Origin of the sequence: Kitasatospora sp. NPDC096147, assembly GCF_044763225.1 — a bacterium.
Classification (GTDB): Bacteria; Actinomycetota; Actinomycetes; order Streptomycetales; family Streptomycetaceae; genus Kitasatospora.
Genome location: NZ_JBIWFX010000003.1, coordinates 95,160 through 109,435, shown reverse-complemented (window position 1 = coordinate 109,435; position 14,276 = coordinate 95,160). Strand labels below are relative to the sequence as shown.

At 71.4% G+C, this 14,276-nt stretch carries 15 protein-coding genes; 7 read left to right on the top strand and 8 right to left on the bottom strand.

What is annotated here, in order from left to right:
• A complete protein-coding gene (locus ACIRBX_RS11040) occupies positions 1–672 on the bottom strand; it encodes a (2Fe-2S)-binding protein (RefSeq protein ID WP_402295469.1) in 672 nt (223 codons plus the stop codon).
• Between the two features lie 52 nt (positions 673–724).
• Positions 725–1,594 carry a GNAT family N-acetyltransferase gene (locus ACIRBX_RS11035; protein WP_402295468.1) on the bottom strand — a complete coding sequence of 290 codons (870 nt, stop codon included), beginning with the start codon at positions 1,592–1,594 and terminating at the stop codon, positions 725–727.
• 210 nt (positions 1,595–1,804) lie between these two features.
• On the opposite strand from ACIRBX_RS11035, the gene erpA reads away from it, so the two are divergent.
• The gene (erpA, locus tag ACIRBX_RS11030) at positions 1,805–2,158 is read left to right on the top strand and encodes an iron-sulfur cluster insertion protein ErpA (RefSeq protein ID WP_345279850.1); all 354 of its coding nucleotides are present in this window, start codon (positions 1,805–1,807) and stop codon (positions 2,156–2,158) included.
• Between the two features lie 67 nt (positions 2,159–2,225).
• Here the strand turns inward: erpA and ACIRBX_RS11025 are convergent, their stop codons facing one another.
• Complete coding sequence (locus tag ACIRBX_RS11025; protein WP_402295466.1) at positions 2,226–2,828, bottom strand: hypothetical protein; 603 nt, start codon at positions 2,826–2,828, stop codon at positions 2,226–2,228.
• Between the two features lie 329 nt (positions 2,829–3,157).
• On the opposite strand from ACIRBX_RS11025, the gene ACIRBX_RS11020 reads away from it, so the two are divergent.
• The gene (locus ACIRBX_RS11020; protein ID WP_402295464.1) at positions 3,158–3,301 is read left to right on the top strand and encodes a hypothetical protein; all 144 of its coding nucleotides are present in this window, start codon (positions 3,158–3,160) and stop codon (positions 3,299–3,301) included.
• Positions 3,302–3,308: 7 nt separating this feature from the next.
• Here the strand turns inward: ACIRBX_RS11020 and ACIRBX_RS11015 are convergent, their stop codons facing one another.
• Positions 3,309–3,530 (bottom strand): hypothetical protein, encoded by a 222-nt coding sequence (locus tag ACIRBX_RS11015; protein WP_402295463.1) that lies wholly within the window; start codon positions 3,528–3,530, stop codon positions 3,309–3,311.
• 251 nt (positions 3,531–3,781) lie between these two features.
• On the opposite strand from ACIRBX_RS11015, the gene ACIRBX_RS11010 reads away from it, so the two are divergent.
• On the top strand, positions 3,782–4,759 hold the full coding sequence (locus ACIRBX_RS11010) for a carbohydrate kinase family protein (RefSeq protein WP_402295461.1): 978 nt from the start codon (positions 3,782–3,784) through the stop codon (positions 4,757–4,759).
• Between the two features lie 43 nt (positions 4,760–4,802).
• Here the strand turns inward: ACIRBX_RS11010 and ACIRBX_RS11005 are convergent, their stop codons facing one another.
• Positions 4,803–6,194: a cysteine desulfurase/sulfurtransferase TusA family protein gene (locus ACIRBX_RS11005; RefSeq protein WP_402295459.1), complete on the bottom strand. Its 1,392-nt coding sequence runs from the start codon at positions 6,192–6,194 to the stop codon at positions 4,803–4,805.
• A gap of 363 nt (positions 6,195–6,557) precedes the next feature.
• Between ACIRBX_RS11005 and coxB the strand changes: the two genes are divergently transcribed.
• The 4 genes from coxB (at position 6,558) to ACIRBX_RS10985 (ending at position 11,032) form a co-directional block, all read left to right on the top strand.
• Positions 6,558–7,409, top strand: coding sequence for a cytochrome c oxidase subunit II (gene coxB / locus ACIRBX_RS11000; RefSeq protein ID WP_402295457.1), 852 nt, complete (start codon positions 6,558–6,560; stop codon positions 7,407–7,409).
• 89 nt (positions 7,410–7,498) lie between these two features.
• Positions 7,499–9,187, top strand: a complete 1,689-nt coding sequence (gene ctaD / locus ACIRBX_RS10995; protein WP_402296450.1) for a cytochrome c oxidase subunit I — start codon at positions 7,499–7,501, stop codon at positions 9,185–9,187.
• A complete protein-coding gene (locus tag ACIRBX_RS10990; RefSeq protein ID WP_402295455.1) occupies positions 9,187–9,585 on the top strand; it encodes a cytochrome c oxidase subunit 4 in 399 nt (132 codons plus the stop codon). The genes ctaD and ACIRBX_RS10990 overlap by 1 nt, the downstream gene beginning before the upstream one ends.
• Before the next feature lie 241 nt (positions 9,586–9,826).
• Positions 9,827–11,032, top strand: coding sequence for an Ig-like domain-containing protein (locus ACIRBX_RS10985; protein WP_402295453.1), 1,206 nt, complete (start codon positions 9,827–9,829; stop codon positions 11,030–11,032).
• Positions 11,033–11,098: 66 nt separating this feature from the next.
• Here ACIRBX_RS10985 and ACIRBX_RS10980 read toward each other — a convergent pair whose 3' ends face one another.
• The 3 genes from ACIRBX_RS10980 to ACIRBX_RS10970 form a co-directional block, all read right to left on the bottom strand.
• Entirely contained in the window at positions 11,099–11,467 is a 369-nt protein-coding gene (locus tag ACIRBX_RS10980; protein ID WP_402295451.1) for a GntR family transcriptional regulator, read from the bottom strand.
• Between the two features lie 103 nt (positions 11,468–11,570).
• Positions 11,571–13,223 (bottom strand): cytochrome bc complex cytochrome b subunit, encoded by a 1,653-nt coding sequence (locus tag ACIRBX_RS10975; RefSeq protein WP_402295449.1) that lies wholly within the window; start codon positions 13,221–13,223, stop codon positions 11,571–11,573.
• Positions 13,220–14,275 (bottom strand): Rieske 2Fe-2S domain-containing protein, encoded by a 1,056-nt coding sequence (locus ACIRBX_RS10970; protein ID WP_402296449.1) that lies wholly within the window; start codon positions 14,273–14,275, stop codon positions 13,220–13,222. Before ACIRBX_RS10970 ends, ACIRBX_RS10975 begins: the two co-directional genes overlap by 4 nt.
• Position 14,276 lies beyond the last annotated feature (1 nt).

Sequence of the window (14,276 nt, the reverse complement as noted above, 5' to 3'; positions counted from 1 at the left end):
TCACCGGCGCCGCGGCGGCCGCTCGAAGACGCAGTCCCCGCACAGCCCCGCCCCCGGCGCCCGGTAGTACAGGCAGCAGCTCGTCCGCCTCCCGTCGGCCCGCAGCGCACCGCGCAGCGGGCCGACGGCGTGCAGCTCGGCCGCCAGCTCCCGGCCGCCGCCGAGCACCTTCACCGCCCCGGCCAGCGCCGAGGCCGCGTTCCCCCAGAGCAGCCCCTCGGCCACCGGGGTGACCCGGCGCACCGCCTCGTTGAACGGGCGCAGCTGACCCTCCACCAGCTCCAGGTACAGCTCCGCCGCCAGCCCCGCCGGGCCGGGCCCGCGCACCCCGGGCACCCAGAGCTCCAGCATCGAGCCGGGCACCAGGCGCCAGTACGCCCCCGCCAGGTCCGGCACCACCCCGCCGAGCACCGCGGTGCCCAGCCCGACCGACCAGAGCCGGGCCGCCGCCCCCAGCTGCGCCGCCGAGGCGGCCACCCGGGGCTCGGCGGTGCCCATCCGGCGCGCCACGTCGGCGATCCGCTCCCGCAGGAAGACCGCCCCGCGTAGCTCGGCCACCGGCCGGAAGCCCGCCGGCGGACGCGGCCCCGGCGTGACGGCGAAGAACCCGCCGACCGCCGACACCCTCCGCAGCACCGCCTGACCGTCCGTCAGGTCCTGCCCGCCGCTCATCCCCGGCTCCTCCCGTCCGCGCCCGTCCCCGGCGCCGCACCGGGACACATCCTCACAGGAACGCGGGGTTCGGCACGTAGGTGGCGGGCGGTCGCATGCCCCGGACCGCGAGGTAGCCCCCGGTGGAGAGCGACAGGCCCAGCTCCATCCCGACGTCCACCGCCCACTCCTGCTCCGCCGTCAGCCCCTCGACCGCCACCTCGGCCCCGTCCGGGGTGCGGGCCAGCGCCTCCCGCAGCAGCCGGGTGGCGATCCGCTTGGAGGTGGCGGCCAGCAGCTTCACCGCGCCGCCGCTGCGGTAGCAGTAGCCGCTGCCGGCCAGCGCGTCGGCGATCAGCAGTTCGTCGTAGTGGGCCAGCATGAAGGCGTGGTCCACGCCGTGCGCCGAGCCCCGGGCGCGGCGGTCCACCGAGTCCAGCAGGTGCAGGTGGGTGTGGTTGCCCGGGTGCACCGGGATGTCGCCCGGGTCCAGCAGCCCGGCCCGGTCCACCGTGCCGCTCAGCCGCATCGCCGGGTGCAGGGTGAAGCCGGCCCGCCGGTACCGCCGGGCCGCGGCCGGGGAGGCCGAGGCGTACAGCATCCCGCGCAGGCAGCCCCGCCCGTAGGTGCCCGCCCGCTCCAGCAGCAGCCGGCCCAGCCCCTGGCCCTGCGCCTCGGGCAGCACGGCGAACAGCGAGAGCAGCCAGAGCCCCTCCCGGCGCAGCGAGAGCGCCACCCCGAGCGCCCGGCCGTCCCGCTCGGCGATCCAGCAGCCGGGCCCGTCGTGCCGGACCGCGTGCGCCGTCCGGGCCAGCTCGCGGACCCGCCGGTCCGGGTCGGGCGGGCCGTCCGCCGGGGCCGTGGGGTCGCGGAAGGCGGCCCGGCTCACCGCCTCGACGGCCTCCGCGTCGGCGGAGGTGTCTCGGAGCTGACGAATGATCACCCCGTCATCCTGCCGTGACGGCGTGCCCCGGGCGGGGGCTTTGTCAGGATCGGCCGGTGACCACGCTCCGGCGGTGTGCGAGCATGGGGGCGTGGGGAGTGGACTCGCACCACCGTCCACCCCACGAGAACCACCGCCCGGGGAAATGAATCCGGGAGGCCGCTGGTTGGCACTGGCGGCAGATCGTCGTCACATACCGGGAGTAACCAGATGAGCGTCCAGGACGAGACCACCGTCGAGAGTGGTCTGCTCCTCACCGATTCCGCCGCGGAGAAGGTCAAGGGCCTGCTGGACCAGGAGGGCCGTGACGACCTGGCGCTCCGCGTCGCCGTGCAGCCCGGCGGCTGCTCCGGCCTGCGCTACCAGCTCTTCTTCGACGAGCGCTCGCTCGACGGCGACGTCGTGAAGGACTTCAACGGCGTCAAGGTCGTCACCGACCGGATGAGCGCCCCGTACCTCGGCGGCGCCACCGTCGACTTCGTCGACACCATCGAGAAGCAGGGCTTCACGATCGACAACCCGAACGCCACCGGCTCCTGCGCCTGCGGCGACTCGTTCAGCTAGTCGTACCGCGAAGGCCCCCACCCGCTCCGGGTGGGGGCCTTCGCCGTGTCCGCGTCCTGACGGGACGTCAGTGCTTCGGGCCGCCGACCGGGTCCGGGCCCTGGTTGCGCGGCAGCTCCTGGCCGGTGTTCTGGTCGAAGACCGTCCGGGCGCCGAGCTGCTCCTTGAGGTCGGCGGAGACGTCCTGGAGCTTGGCGATCGCCGCACACGCCTGCCCGGCCGGCTGCGGCTCCCGGACCACCACCTTGGCCTGCACGGTGCCGGGCTTGGACTCGTCCAGCTTCAGCCCGTACTTCTCGCAGACCCCGCCGTAGAAGACGACGGTCAGCCGGAGCCCGTCCACCCGGTACGAGACGCCGGGCGCCTTCCCGTTCGGGTCGGGCTCGCCGACCGCGATGCCCGGGGTGGTGGCGGTCGTGCTGGGCAGCGGCGAGGGCTTCACCGGCGGGGGAGTGGAGGGCCGGGGCTCGGGGTTCGACGGGCTCGCGGAGGCGGAGGCGGACGGGGACTCCACCGTGGTGGTGGCGGTGGCCGACGGCGTGCCCGCCGGCACGTCCCCGGGCGCGGTCGGACCGGAGGTGGTGGCCGAGCCGCAGGCCGTCGCGCTGCCGAGGGCGAGCAGGAGTCCGGCGACGGCGAGGGTCCGGTGGAGCCGGGGCTTCTGGTTCATGGCGGTTCTTCCTCCCGAGGGTGCAGCGTGCTGCGGTCCCGGTCTGACGTGCCCCGGCCGAATCCGGTTCCGTCCGGCCGCCCCGAGCGGTAGATCACCACCGTGCGCACACTTACCCGTTCGGGTTGCCGGACCCCCTTGTTGATCACGCTCCTCTCGGGCGCGCAGCCGGCCTACCCCGGAGCCGGCCCGACCGTCGTCCTCGACCTGCTCGGCCTGGTGCTCCTCGCGGTGTCGGCCCACGTCACCGAGCACCACCCGCTGGTGGGCGCGCTGCTGGTCCTCGCGGTCCTGGCCGGCTACGTCCGCCGGATCCGGAGCGGCGGCCCGTGGCGGCCGGGGAACCCACGCTGCTCTCCTGCGCCCTGCCGGTCCTGTTCGGAGCGGCGGCGTTCAGCGGGCCCAGGCCGGACGGGGCGCTGCTGGTCGGGCTGCTCGGCCCCCGGTACCGCTGGGACCAGGATCCGGTCTGACCGGTCGTCAGCTGCCGTACTCGGACATCCCGGCGACCAGTTCGCGGGTGCCGGCCGGGACCTTGACCGGGCCGCGGGCCGGGCGGGCGGGCTCCGGCTGGAGGGTGCCGGCGGGCCAGAACAGGCCCAGGCGGCGGGACGAGGTGACCAGTGCGTCAAGCGATCCGAGATCCGCGTCACCCAGGAGGGCGGACGGGACGCGCAGGGTGGTCGGCCGGTTCGGCATCATCGGTACGGGCTCCGATCGGCGGGCCGCGAGGGTGGGCGCGGGCCTGGGCGGGCCGGACGGTTCCGGCCCCGACGGATTCGACCCTAGATCGGGCGGGCGGGCCGGGCCAGGCTTACCGGAGGGTAGTACCCGTGGGTGTCGGAAGGGGCGGGGCCCGGACCGTGGTGGGCGGCCGGGCGACGGGCCGGTAACGTGTGGGGGTCAATTCCACCGCTTGACCGTGCCGTCCCCGGCCACCTGAGGAGTCCCCCGTGCGCATCGCCGTCGCCGGCTCGATCGCCACCGACCACCTGACCACCTTCCCCGGCCGCTTCGCCGACCAGCTGGTCGCCGAGCAGCTGCACACGGTGTCGCTCTCGTTCCTGGTGGACACCCTGGACATCCGCCGGGGCGGGGTCGCTCCGAACATCGCCTTCGGCATGGGCGTGCTGGGCCTGCGCCCGGTGCTGGTCGGCGCGGCCGGTGCGGACTTCGAGGAGTACCGCAGCTGGCTGGAGCGCAACAACGTGGACACCGCCTCGGTGCACATCTCCGAGACCCGGCACACCGCGCGCTTCATGTGCACCACCGACCAGGACCACAACCAGATCGCCTCGTTCTACACGGGCGCGATGGCCGAGGCCCGCAGCATCGAGCTGAAGCCGATCCACGACCGGGTCGGCGGCCTGGACCTGGTGCTGATCGGGGCCGACGACCCGGCCGCGATGGTCCGGCACACCCAGGAGTGCCGCACCCGGGGCTACGCCTTCGCGGCCGACCCCTCGCAGCAGCTGGCCCGGCTGGACGGCGACGACATCCGCGAGATCGTGGACGGCGCCGCGTACCTGTTCACCAACGAGTACGAGGCCGCGCTGATCGAGACCAAGACCGGCTGGGACGCCGACGAGATCCTCCGCCGGGTCGGCACCCGGATCACCACCCTCGGCTCCAAGGGCGTCCGGATCCAGCGGGCGGGCGAGCCGGACGTCACGGTCGGCTGCCCGGTCGAGGAGCGCAAGGTCGACCCGACCGGGGTGGGCGACGGCTTCCGGGCCGGCTTCCTGGCCGGCCTGTCCTGGGGCTTCGACCTGGAGCGCTCGGCCCAGCTCGGCTGCATGGTCGCCACCCTGGTGATCGAGACCGTCGGCACCCAGGAGTACGAGCTCAAGCACACCGCCTTCCTGGAGCGCTTCACCGCCGCCTACGGCGAGGAGGCCGCGGCCGAGGTCCGGGCGAAGCTGGCCCGCTGACCCACCGTCACCCGGAGGGGGTCCCGGAGCCCCGGGGCCCCCTTCAGGCCGTCCGCTCGACCAGGTACGCGGTGCCGCGCTCCACCCCGTAGCGCTCGGCCGGGGCGGTGCCCCGGTACGCCTGACCGCGCATCTCGCACCAGGCCGGCACGTCCAGCCGGGCCGCCTCGTCGTCGGCCAGCACCACCACCGTGCCGCCGACCGGCACCTCGCCGATCCGCTTGGCCAGCTCGATCACCGGCAGCGGGCAGCGCCTGCCCAGCATGTCCAGCACCAGCTCGTCCGCGACCGCTGCCCCGGCCGGGGCCGGCAGGTCCAGCCCGAGCGGCGCGCGCACCCCGGCGACCAGGCCGGGCAGCAGCTCCAGGAAGCGGTCCACCTCGGCCTCGGTGGTGCCGGAGGGCAGCGAGATCCGGACGTTCCCCTCCGTCAGCACGCCCATGGCGGCCAGCACGTGGCTGGGCGTCAGGGTGGAGGAGGTGCAGGAGGAGCCGGAGGAGACCGCGAAGCCGGCCCGGTCCAGCTCGGTCAGCAGCACCTCGCCGTCCACGTAGAGGCAGGAGAAGGTGACCAGGTGCGGCAGGCGGTGCACCGGGTCGCCGACCACCTCCACCTCCGGCACCAGGCGCGGCACCTGACGGCGGATCCGCTCGACCAGGGCGTGCAGCCGGGCGTTGCCGGCCTCCGCCTCGGCCCGGACGGCGCGCAGCGAGGCGGCGGCGGCCACGATCGCCGGCACGTTGACGTAGCCGGGCACCCGGCCGCGCTCGCGCTCGTCGGCGGGCAGCGGCGAGGAGTACCGGACGCCCTTGCGGACGGCCAACACGCCGACCCCGGCCGGGCCGCCCCACTTGTGCGCGCTGGCGGCCAGCAGCGACCAGCCGCCGGGCAGGCCCACCCGTCCGGCCGACTGGGCGGCGTCCACCAGCAGCGGGACCCCGCCGAGGAGTTCGGCCGTCTCCTCGACCGGCTGGACGGTGCCGGTCTCGTGGTTGGCGGACTGCAGCACGGCGAGCGCGGTGTCCGGACGGACCAGCGCGGCGAACGCCTCGGGGGAGACCCGGCCGTACCGGTCGACCGGGGCGGAGGTGACCTCGCCACCGTCCGCCGTGAACCGTTCGGCCGAGTGCAGCACGGCGGAGTGTTCGACCGCCGAATGGAGCAGGTGACGGCCCGTCCGCCGACGGCCGGTCAGGGCGCCGAGCACGCCCAGCTGGACGGCCTGGGTGCCGCTGGTGGTGAAGGAGACCTCGTCGGCCCGGCAGCCGAGCACCTCGGCCACCGTCTCCCGGGCCGCGTCCAGCAGCATCCGGGCCTGCCGCCCGGAGCGGTAGAGCCGGGCCGGGTCGGCCCAGCCCTCGTCCAGGGCGGCGGTCAGCGCCTGCCGGGCGACGGGGTGCAGCGGGGCGGTGGAGGCCACGTCGAAGTAGGGCACGTGACCCACCCTACTCACCGTCAGATCGGCTCCGGAGGATGATCCTCCGTGGCCGGTTTGCACCGGTTCGGGAGCGCCCGCCGGAGCGTCCGACGGTCCGTCAGCCGCGTGTCGGCGGGCGGGTGTCGGGTGGTTCGTGGGAGCCTCGAATGCCTGTACTGACCTGGGAATCCACTCCTTTGGGGGCTGATCGGGTAGCCGGGCGGCGCGTTAGCGGGGGCTGCTCGTGAGTGCCGCATAAGGATGGAGTAGCGTTTGGCCCGCATAAGCATTCAAACCGTGCCCGTGGCCGGGTCGCCGGGGAGGCGCACAGCGACTCCCGGTGGTGACGCGATCCCGGGCGAGACTTCGGGAAGGCGCTACGTGAGTCCCAACGGCTCCGACCGCTCGCCGCGGCGCACGATGCGGCGGAAGCTGCCTCAGGCGCTGGCACTGGGCCTCGTCATCGCGACCGCCACCGGCTGCTCGGCCAACGACCTCCCCAGGCTTGGCCTTCCGACCCCCGTCACCGCAGAGGGCCCGCTGGTCCTCCGGATGTGGCAGGGCTCCTGGATCGCGGCTCTGGTGGTCGGCGCACTGATGTGGGGTCTGATCATCTGGAGCGTGATCTTCCACCGCCGCAGCCGCAGCAAGGTGGAGGTCCCCCCGCAGACCCGGTACAACCTGCCCATCGAGGCGTTGTACACCGCGGTCCCCCTCGTCATCGTCTCGGTCCTGTTCTACTTCGTCGCCCGCGACGAGGCTCGGCTGGTCCAGACCTCCGCCAAGCCCGACCACATGATCAACGTGGTCGGCTTCCAGTGGAGCTGGGCGTTCAACTACGAGAACACCGAGAACCCGGACCCGGCCAACACCCAGGCCGTGTACGACGTCGGCACCCCGGAGGTCGCTCCGACCCTCTACCTGCCGATCAACGAGACGGTGCAGTTCCGCCTCACCTCGCGGGACGTCATCCACGACTTCTGGCCCGTCAACTTCCTGATGAAGATGGACGTCGTGCCGGGTGTGGTGAACAAGTTCGAGGTCACCCCGACCTCGTACGGCACCTTCCGCGGCAAGTGCGCGGAGCTCTGCGGTGTCGACCACTCCCGGATGCTCTTCAACGTCAAGGTCGTCGACCGGGCGGAGTACGACAAGCACCTGGCCGAGCTGCGCGCCAAGGGCCAGAAGGGCGCGGTGCCTTCGGGCATCACCACCCAGGGAAGTGAGAAGTGACTATCCTCAACGAGCCCGCCGCCGCGGGCGGGGCCGCCGGGGCTTCGGTCACGGCCGGCGCCCAGCGGACCCGGAAGCCCGGGTCCACCATCATCAAGTGGATGACCACCACCGACCACAAGACGATCGGCACGCTGTACCTGGCGACGTCGTTCGCGTTCTTCCTCATCGGTGGTGTGCTGGCGCTGGTCATGCGCGCCGAGCTCGCTCGTCCGGGGACCCAGATCCTCTCGAACGAGCAGTTCAACCAGGCGTTCACCATGCACGGCACGATCATGCTGCTGATGTTCGCCACCCCGCTGTTCGCGGGCTTCGCGAACTGGATCATGCCGCTCCAGATCGGCGCCCCCGACGTCGCCTTCCCGCGACTGAACATGTTCGCCTACTGGCTCTACCTGTTCGGCTCGATCATCGCGGTGGCCGGCTTCCTCACCCCGCAGGGTGCGGCCGACTTCGGCTGGTTCGCCTACTCGCCGCTCTCCGACGCCGTGCGCTCGCCCGGCATCGGCGCCGACATGTGGATCATGGGTCTGGCCTTCTCCGGCTTCGGCACCATCCTCGGCTCGGTCAACTTCATCACCACCATCATCTGCATGCGCGCCCCCGGCATGACGATGTTCCGGATGTCGATCTTCGTCTGGAACGTCCTGCTGACCGCCGTGCTGGTGCTGCTGGCCTTCCCGGTCCTCGCGGCCGCGCTGTTCGCCCTGGAGGCGGACCGGAAGTTCGGTGCGCACGTCTTCGACCCGGCCAACGGTGGCGCCATCCTCTGGCAGCACCTGTTCTGGTTCTTCGGTCACCCCGAGGTGTACATCATCGCGCTGCCGTTCTTCGGCATCGTCTCGGAGATCATCCCGGTCTTCAGCCGCAAGCCGATGTTCGGTTACCAGGGTCTGATCGCGGCCACCATCGCGATCGCCGGCCTCTCGGTCACCGTGTGGGCGCACCACATGTACGTCACGGGCCAAGTGCTGCTGCCGTTCTTCTCCTTCATGACCTTCCTGATCGCGGTCCCGACCGGTGTGAAGTTCTTCAACTGGGTCGGCACCATGTGGAAGGGCAGCCTGAGCTTCGAGACCCCGATGCTCTGGACGGTCGGCTTCCTGGTCACCTTCCTCTTCGGTGGTCTGACCGGCGTGCTGCTGGCCTCCCCGCCGATCGACTTCCACGTCTCGGACTCCTACTTCGTGGTGGCGCACTTCCACTACGTGGTGTTCGGCACCGTGGTGTTCGCGATGTTCGCCGGCTTCCACTTCTGGTGGCCGAAGATGACCGGCAAGATGCTCGACGAGCGGCTCGGGAAGATCACCTTCTGGACGCTGTTCATCGGCTTCCACGGCACCTTCCTGGTCCAGCACTGGCTCGGCGCGGAGGGCATGCCCCGCCGCTACGCCGACTACCTGGCCGCCGACGGCTTCACCGCCCTGAACACCATCTCGACCATCGCGTCGTTCCTGCTCGGTCTGTCGATCCTGCCGTTCCTCTACAACGTCTGGAAGACCGCGAAGTACGGCGAGAAGATCGAGGTCGACGACCCGTGGGGCTACGGCCGCTCGCTCGAGTGGGCGACCTCCTGCCCGCCGCCGCGCCACAACTTCCTCACCCTGCCCCGGGTGCGGTCCGAGTCGCCGGCGTTCGACCTGCACCACCCCGACATCGCCGCGCTCGACTACCTCGAGTACCACGGTGAGCCGGGCAAGCACTTCGAGGGCGTCACCCCCGCGAAGTACGACGCTCCGCAGCTGGGCAAGGGCCCGAAGAAGGACGGGGACGCCTGATGAAGGAACAGGGCAAGATCTTCTTCGGCTTCGCCGCGTTCATCCTGATCATGGCCGTGGTCTACGGCCTGTGGTCGAAGGAGCCGGCCGGTACCACCGCGCTGTTCCTCTCCTTCGGTCTGTGCGCCATGGTCGGCTACTACCTGGCGTTCACCGCCAAGCGGGTGGACACCGGCGCGGGTGACAACCCGGACGCCGAGGTCGCCGACGACGCCGGCGAGCTGGGCTTCTTCGCCCCGCACAGCTGGCAGCCGCTGTCGCTGGCCATCGGTGGCGCGCTCGCCTTCCTGGGCGTCGTCTTCGGCTGGTGGCTGCTGTACTGGTCGATCCCGGTCATCCTGATCGGCCTGTTCGGCTGGGTCTTCGAGTTCTACCGGGGCGAGAACCAGAACCAGTAGGTTCCTCCCGCACCGACCGGACGGCCGGGCATCCCTCACGGGATGTCCGGCCGTCCGGCGTTTCCGGCGTCCGGTGTTGTCAGCGTCCGGTGTCGTCGGTGTCCGGCGTTCCCGCACCTGCTGGCGGCCCACCGGGTGGCGGGTTCACCCGGGCGGCGCACGCCGGTGGTGTCCGGGGGCCCGTTCCGGTCTGCTGTTCCTACGATCTGATGTGTCGTCGGAGATCCACCGGGAGGCAGCCGTGAAGACCAGGCACGGAGTCGTGGCGGCAGCGGTCCTGGTCCTGCTGGCAGGATGCTCCAGCGGGCCCGCGATGATGGCCGCTGCCCCCCAGGGGCCGGTGGACGTCAACGCGCTGGTGAAGCTCTCCGCCACCGACCGGACCGACCCCGGACAGCCCGTCACCGTCTCCGCCGAGCAGGGCGGCCTGCTCACCGACGTCACGGTGATCGGGGCGGACGGCCGGCTGCTCCAGGGCGAGCTGACGCCCGATCAGCGCAGCTGGCGCTCGACCGACCCGCTGCGGGCCGGCAGCGACTACCGGGTGCTGGTGCTCGCCGCCGACGCCAACGGCGCCTTCGGCGGCACCACCCGCCGGTTCGCCACCACCGCCGCGACCCACCTGCTCACCGCGGAGCTGGGCCCGGACTCCTCCGGCAGCGGCACCTACGGCGTCGGCCAGCCGCTCACCGTGAAGCTCTCCGAGAAGGTGGACGACCCGAAGGGCCGTCAGCAGGTCGAGCGGGGCCTGACGGTGGTCTCCGAGCCCGCCACCACGGGTGCCTGGTACTGGGTGGACTCCGACACCCTGCACTTCCGCCCGAAGGAGTACTGGCCGGCCAACGCCACCGTGAAGCTCGCCTTCGACGCCCGCGGCCGGCAGATCGCCGGCGACCTCTACGGGGGCGACGTCAGCAGCCGGACGATGAGGACCGGGGACCGGGTGGAGGTCACGGTGGACGCGGCCTCGCACTACCTGACCTACAAGCGCAACGGCGTGGAGGAGCGGTCCATCCCGGTCACCACCGGCAAGCCCGGCTTCTCCACCCGCAACGGCGTCAAGGTGGTGCTCGGGCAGGAGGCCCAGGTCCGGATGAACGGCGAGTCGATCGGCATCCGGGAGGGCAGCACCGAGGCCTACGACCTCCAGGTGAAGTGGGCCACCCGGGTCACCTGGAGCGGTGAGTACGTGCACGCCGCCCCGTGGTCGGTCGGCTCCCAGGGCCGGGAGAACGTCAGCCACGGCTGCACCGGGATGAGCACCGAGGACGCCAAGTGGTTCTTCGACCAGACCCGGATCGGTGACCTGGTGCAGGTGGTGAACAGCAAGGGCGCCGCGATGGAGCCGTTCGGCAACGGCTTCGGCGACTGGAACGTCCCGTGGGACCAGTACCTCGCCCACTCCGCCCTCGGCAAGCCCGTCTCCACGGCGGCGACGACCACCTGAGCGGTGCGCCCCGGCCTCCGCCCCGCCGCCGTCGGCACAGCCGGGCACCTCCTCGCGGAGCCGGCGTCAGCCCCCGTACGCCACGTCGAGGGCCGTGGACACCGCCGCCAGCGCCTCGGTGCGGCCGAGGCCGAGGCGGGTGACCCGCTGGGCGTAGTCGGCGGCTGCGGCGGCGGCCAGCTTGTGGGCGGTGTCGCCGGTGGCGGCGATCAAGGTGCCGCGCCGTCCGTGCGTCTCCACCACGCCGTCCGCCTCCAACTCGCGGTAGGCCCGCGCCACGGTGTTGGCGGCCAGGCCGAGCTCCTCGGCCAGGGCCCGGACGGTGGGGAGCTTCAGACCGGCCGACAGGGCTCCGCTGCGCGCCTGTTCGGCGATCTGGAGGCGGACCTGCTCGTAGGGGGGAGTGGCCGACTGGTGGTCGACGGACAGCTGCACGTGGTCTCCTGACGGTTCGTTGGCCCCATTCTGCCGGAAAGGCCGATGGCCCCCACCGCAGGTGCGGTGGGGGCCATCGGCCGTGGCGTCGCTACGGGTGAGATCAGTGGTGGCCGTGGCCGCTGGTGATCTCGTGGTGCTCCTCGGCGGTGGGCTTGGGGATCTGGCTGCCCTCGCCGTAGAAGCCCTTGGAGAGCTTCGAGCGGGTCTTGGCCAGCACGCCGGCCTTGCGCTTGACGCCGTTCTCGTCCACCTCGGCCGGCAGCTCGATCGGCTGCGGCTGCTCGTGCGAGGTGATCTTGTGCAGCTCGCCCTGCGGCAGCTGCGCGTGCACCTCGACGAACTCGCCGTGCGGCAGGCGCTTGATGATGCCGGTCTCGCGACCGTGCAGCACCTTCTCCTTGTCGCGGCGCTGGAGGCCGAGGCACCAGCGCTTGGTGACGATGAAGACGATCACCGGGACGACGAAGAAGCCGACGCGGACGAAGTACGTGATCGAGTTGATCGACAGGTGCAGGTGGGTGGCGAACAGGTCGTTGCCACCGCCGACCAGCAGCACCAGGTAGAGGCTGATCCAGGCCGCGCCGAGGGCGGTGCGGACCGGGGCGTTGCGCGGGCGGTCCAGGATGTGGTGCTCGCGCTTGTCCCCGGTGACCCAGCTCTCGATGAACGGGTAGACCGCGATCGAGACCAGGACCAGCGGGAAGATCATCAGCGGGATGAACACGCCGAGGTTCAGCGTGTGGCCCCACAGGCCGATCTCCCAGCCCGGCATGACGCGGATCAGGCCCTCGGAGAAGCCCATGTACCAGTCGGGCTGGGCGTCGGTCGACACCTGGTCCGGTCGGTACGGGCCGTAGGCCCAGATCGGGTTGATGGTGGCGATCGCCGAGACGGCGGCGATGATGCCGAACACCAGGAAGAAGAAGCCACCGGCCTTGGCCATGTAGACCGGCATCAGCGGCATGCCGACGACGTTCTTCTCGGTCTTGCCCGGGCCCGCCCACTGGGTGTGCTTGTGGTAGAAGACCAGGATCAGGTGCGCGACCAGCAGGCCGAGCATGATGCCGGGCAGCAGCAGCACGTGGATGGTGAAGAACCGCGGCACGATGTCGGTGCCGGGGAACTCGCCGCCGAACAGGAACATCTGGATGTAGGTGCCGACCAGCGGCACCGCCAGGACGGCGCCCTCCATGAAGCGGATGCCGGTGCCCGAGAGCAGGTCGTCGGGGAGCGAGTAGCCCATGAACCCGTCGAACATGCCGAGGAACAGCAGCAGGAAGCCGAAGACCCAGTTGACCTCGCGCGGCTTGCGGAACGCGCCGGTGAAGAAGACGCGCATCATGTGCACGAGCATCGCGGCGACGAAGACCAGCGCGGCCCAGTGGTGGATCTGACGGATCAGCAGACCACCGCGGACCTCGAAGGAGATGTCCAGGGTCGAGGCGTAGGCCTCCGACATCCTGATCCCCTGGAGCGGGGCGTACGAGCCGTGGTACACGGTCTCGGCCATGCTCGGGGTGAAGAACAGGGTGAGGTAGACACCCGTCAGGATGATGATGATGAAGGTGTAGAGGCAGATCTCGCCCAGCATGAAGGACCAGTGGTCCGGGAAGATCTTCCGCAGGTTGGCCTTGGCCAGGGAGTAGATCCCCAGCCGGCCGTCGGCCCAGTCCGCGGCGGCCTCGTACTTGTTGGCCGGCTTGGCACGGGTGCTGGCCGGCTTGGCGGCACCCGAGGTGCTGCTCGTGCTCATCGGCTGCGCTCCCAGTAGCTCGGGCCGACGGGCTCGTCGAAGTCGCCGGTGGCGACCAGGAAGCCCGCTTCGTCAACGGTGATCTTCAGCTGCGGCAGCGGGTGGCCGGCCGGGCCGAAGATGACGCGCGCGCCGTCCGCCAGGTCGAAGGTCGACTGGTGGCAGGGGCAGAGCGCGTGGTGGGTCTGCTGCTCGTAGAGGCTGATCGGGCAGCCGACGTGGGTGCAGATCTTCGAGTAGGCGAGGATGCCCTCGAAGCCCTTCTCCTTGGACTCCTTGTCCTTGATGTCGTCCGGAGCGATCCGGACCAGCATCAGGGCGTCCTTGGCGATCTGGACCTGGAACTCGTGCGAGTCCTCCTCCAGGCCCTCGGGCTTCGCGAAGGTCAGCGAACCGACGAGGACGTCCTCGGGCTTCATCGGCTCGTTGGTGTTCATGTTGATCAGCTGCAGCGGCTTGGCCTGGGTGGCCTCGCGCCAGCCGGTGTGCTCCAGCTTGTCCTCGGGCAGCGGCCCGAGGTCGCGGAGCAGCACCACGCCGGAGAGCGGCACCAGGGCCATCGAACCGATCAGGGTGTTGCGGAGCATCTTCCGACGGCCGAAGCCGGACTCGGCGGCACCGGTCTTGAACTGCTCGATGACGTCGGCACGGACCTCGTCGTCGGCCTCGATCGGGTGACGCTCGGCCGGGATCTCGTGGTCCGACATCAGGGTGCGGGCCCAGTGGACCGCGCCCGCGCCGATGCAGAACAGGGCGACGCCCAGGGTCATGCCGAGCGAGAAGTTCAGCGCGCTGACGTGACCGAGCGGGAAGATGTAGACGATCTTGTCGATCGGGAAGATCACGAAGGACGCGATGAACCCGACGGTCGACAGCATCGACAGGATGAACAGCATCGAGACCTGGCGCTCGGCCCGCTTGGCGGCCCGCTCGTCGATGTCGGTCCGACGCGGCTCGTGGGCCGGCAGCCCGGGGTCGGCGAACGGGTCGCCGTGCGGCGCGACCTCGGCGCCGTGGGAGTCGTGGGACTCCGGCAGGGTGTCCTTGGACATG

What these genes read in the sequence shown, in the direction of transcription:
- ACIRBX_RS11040 (WP_402295469.1), bottom strand. Translation starts at nt 672, where the DNA reads ATGAGCGGCGGGCAGGACCTGACGGACGGTCAGGCGGTGCTGCGGAGG.
- erpA (WP_345279850.1), top strand. Translation starts at nt 1,805, where the DNA reads ATGAGCGTCCAGGACGAGACCACCGTCGAGAGTGGTCTGCTCCTCACC.
- ACIRBX_RS11025 (WP_402295466.1), bottom strand. Translation starts at nt 2,828, where the DNA reads ATGAACCAGAAGCCCCGGCTCCACCGGACCCTCGCCGTCGCCGGACTC.
- ACIRBX_RS11015 (WP_402295463.1), bottom strand. Translation starts at nt 3,530, where the DNA reads ATGATGCCGAACCGGCCGACCACCCTGCGCGTCCCGTCCGCCCTCCTG.
- ACIRBX_RS10990 (WP_402295455.1), top strand. Translation starts at nt 9,187, where the DNA reads ATGAAGGAACAGGGCAAGATCTTCTTCGGCTTCGCCGCGTTCATCCTG.
- ACIRBX_RS10975 (WP_402295449.1), bottom strand. Translation starts at nt 13,223, where the DNA reads ATGAGCACGAGCAGCACCTCGGGTGCCGCCAAGCCGGCCAGCACCCGT.
- ACIRBX_RS10970 (WP_402296449.1), bottom strand. Translation starts at nt 14,275, where the DNA reads ATGTCCAAGGACACCCTGCCGGAGTCCCACGACTCCCACGGCGCCGAG.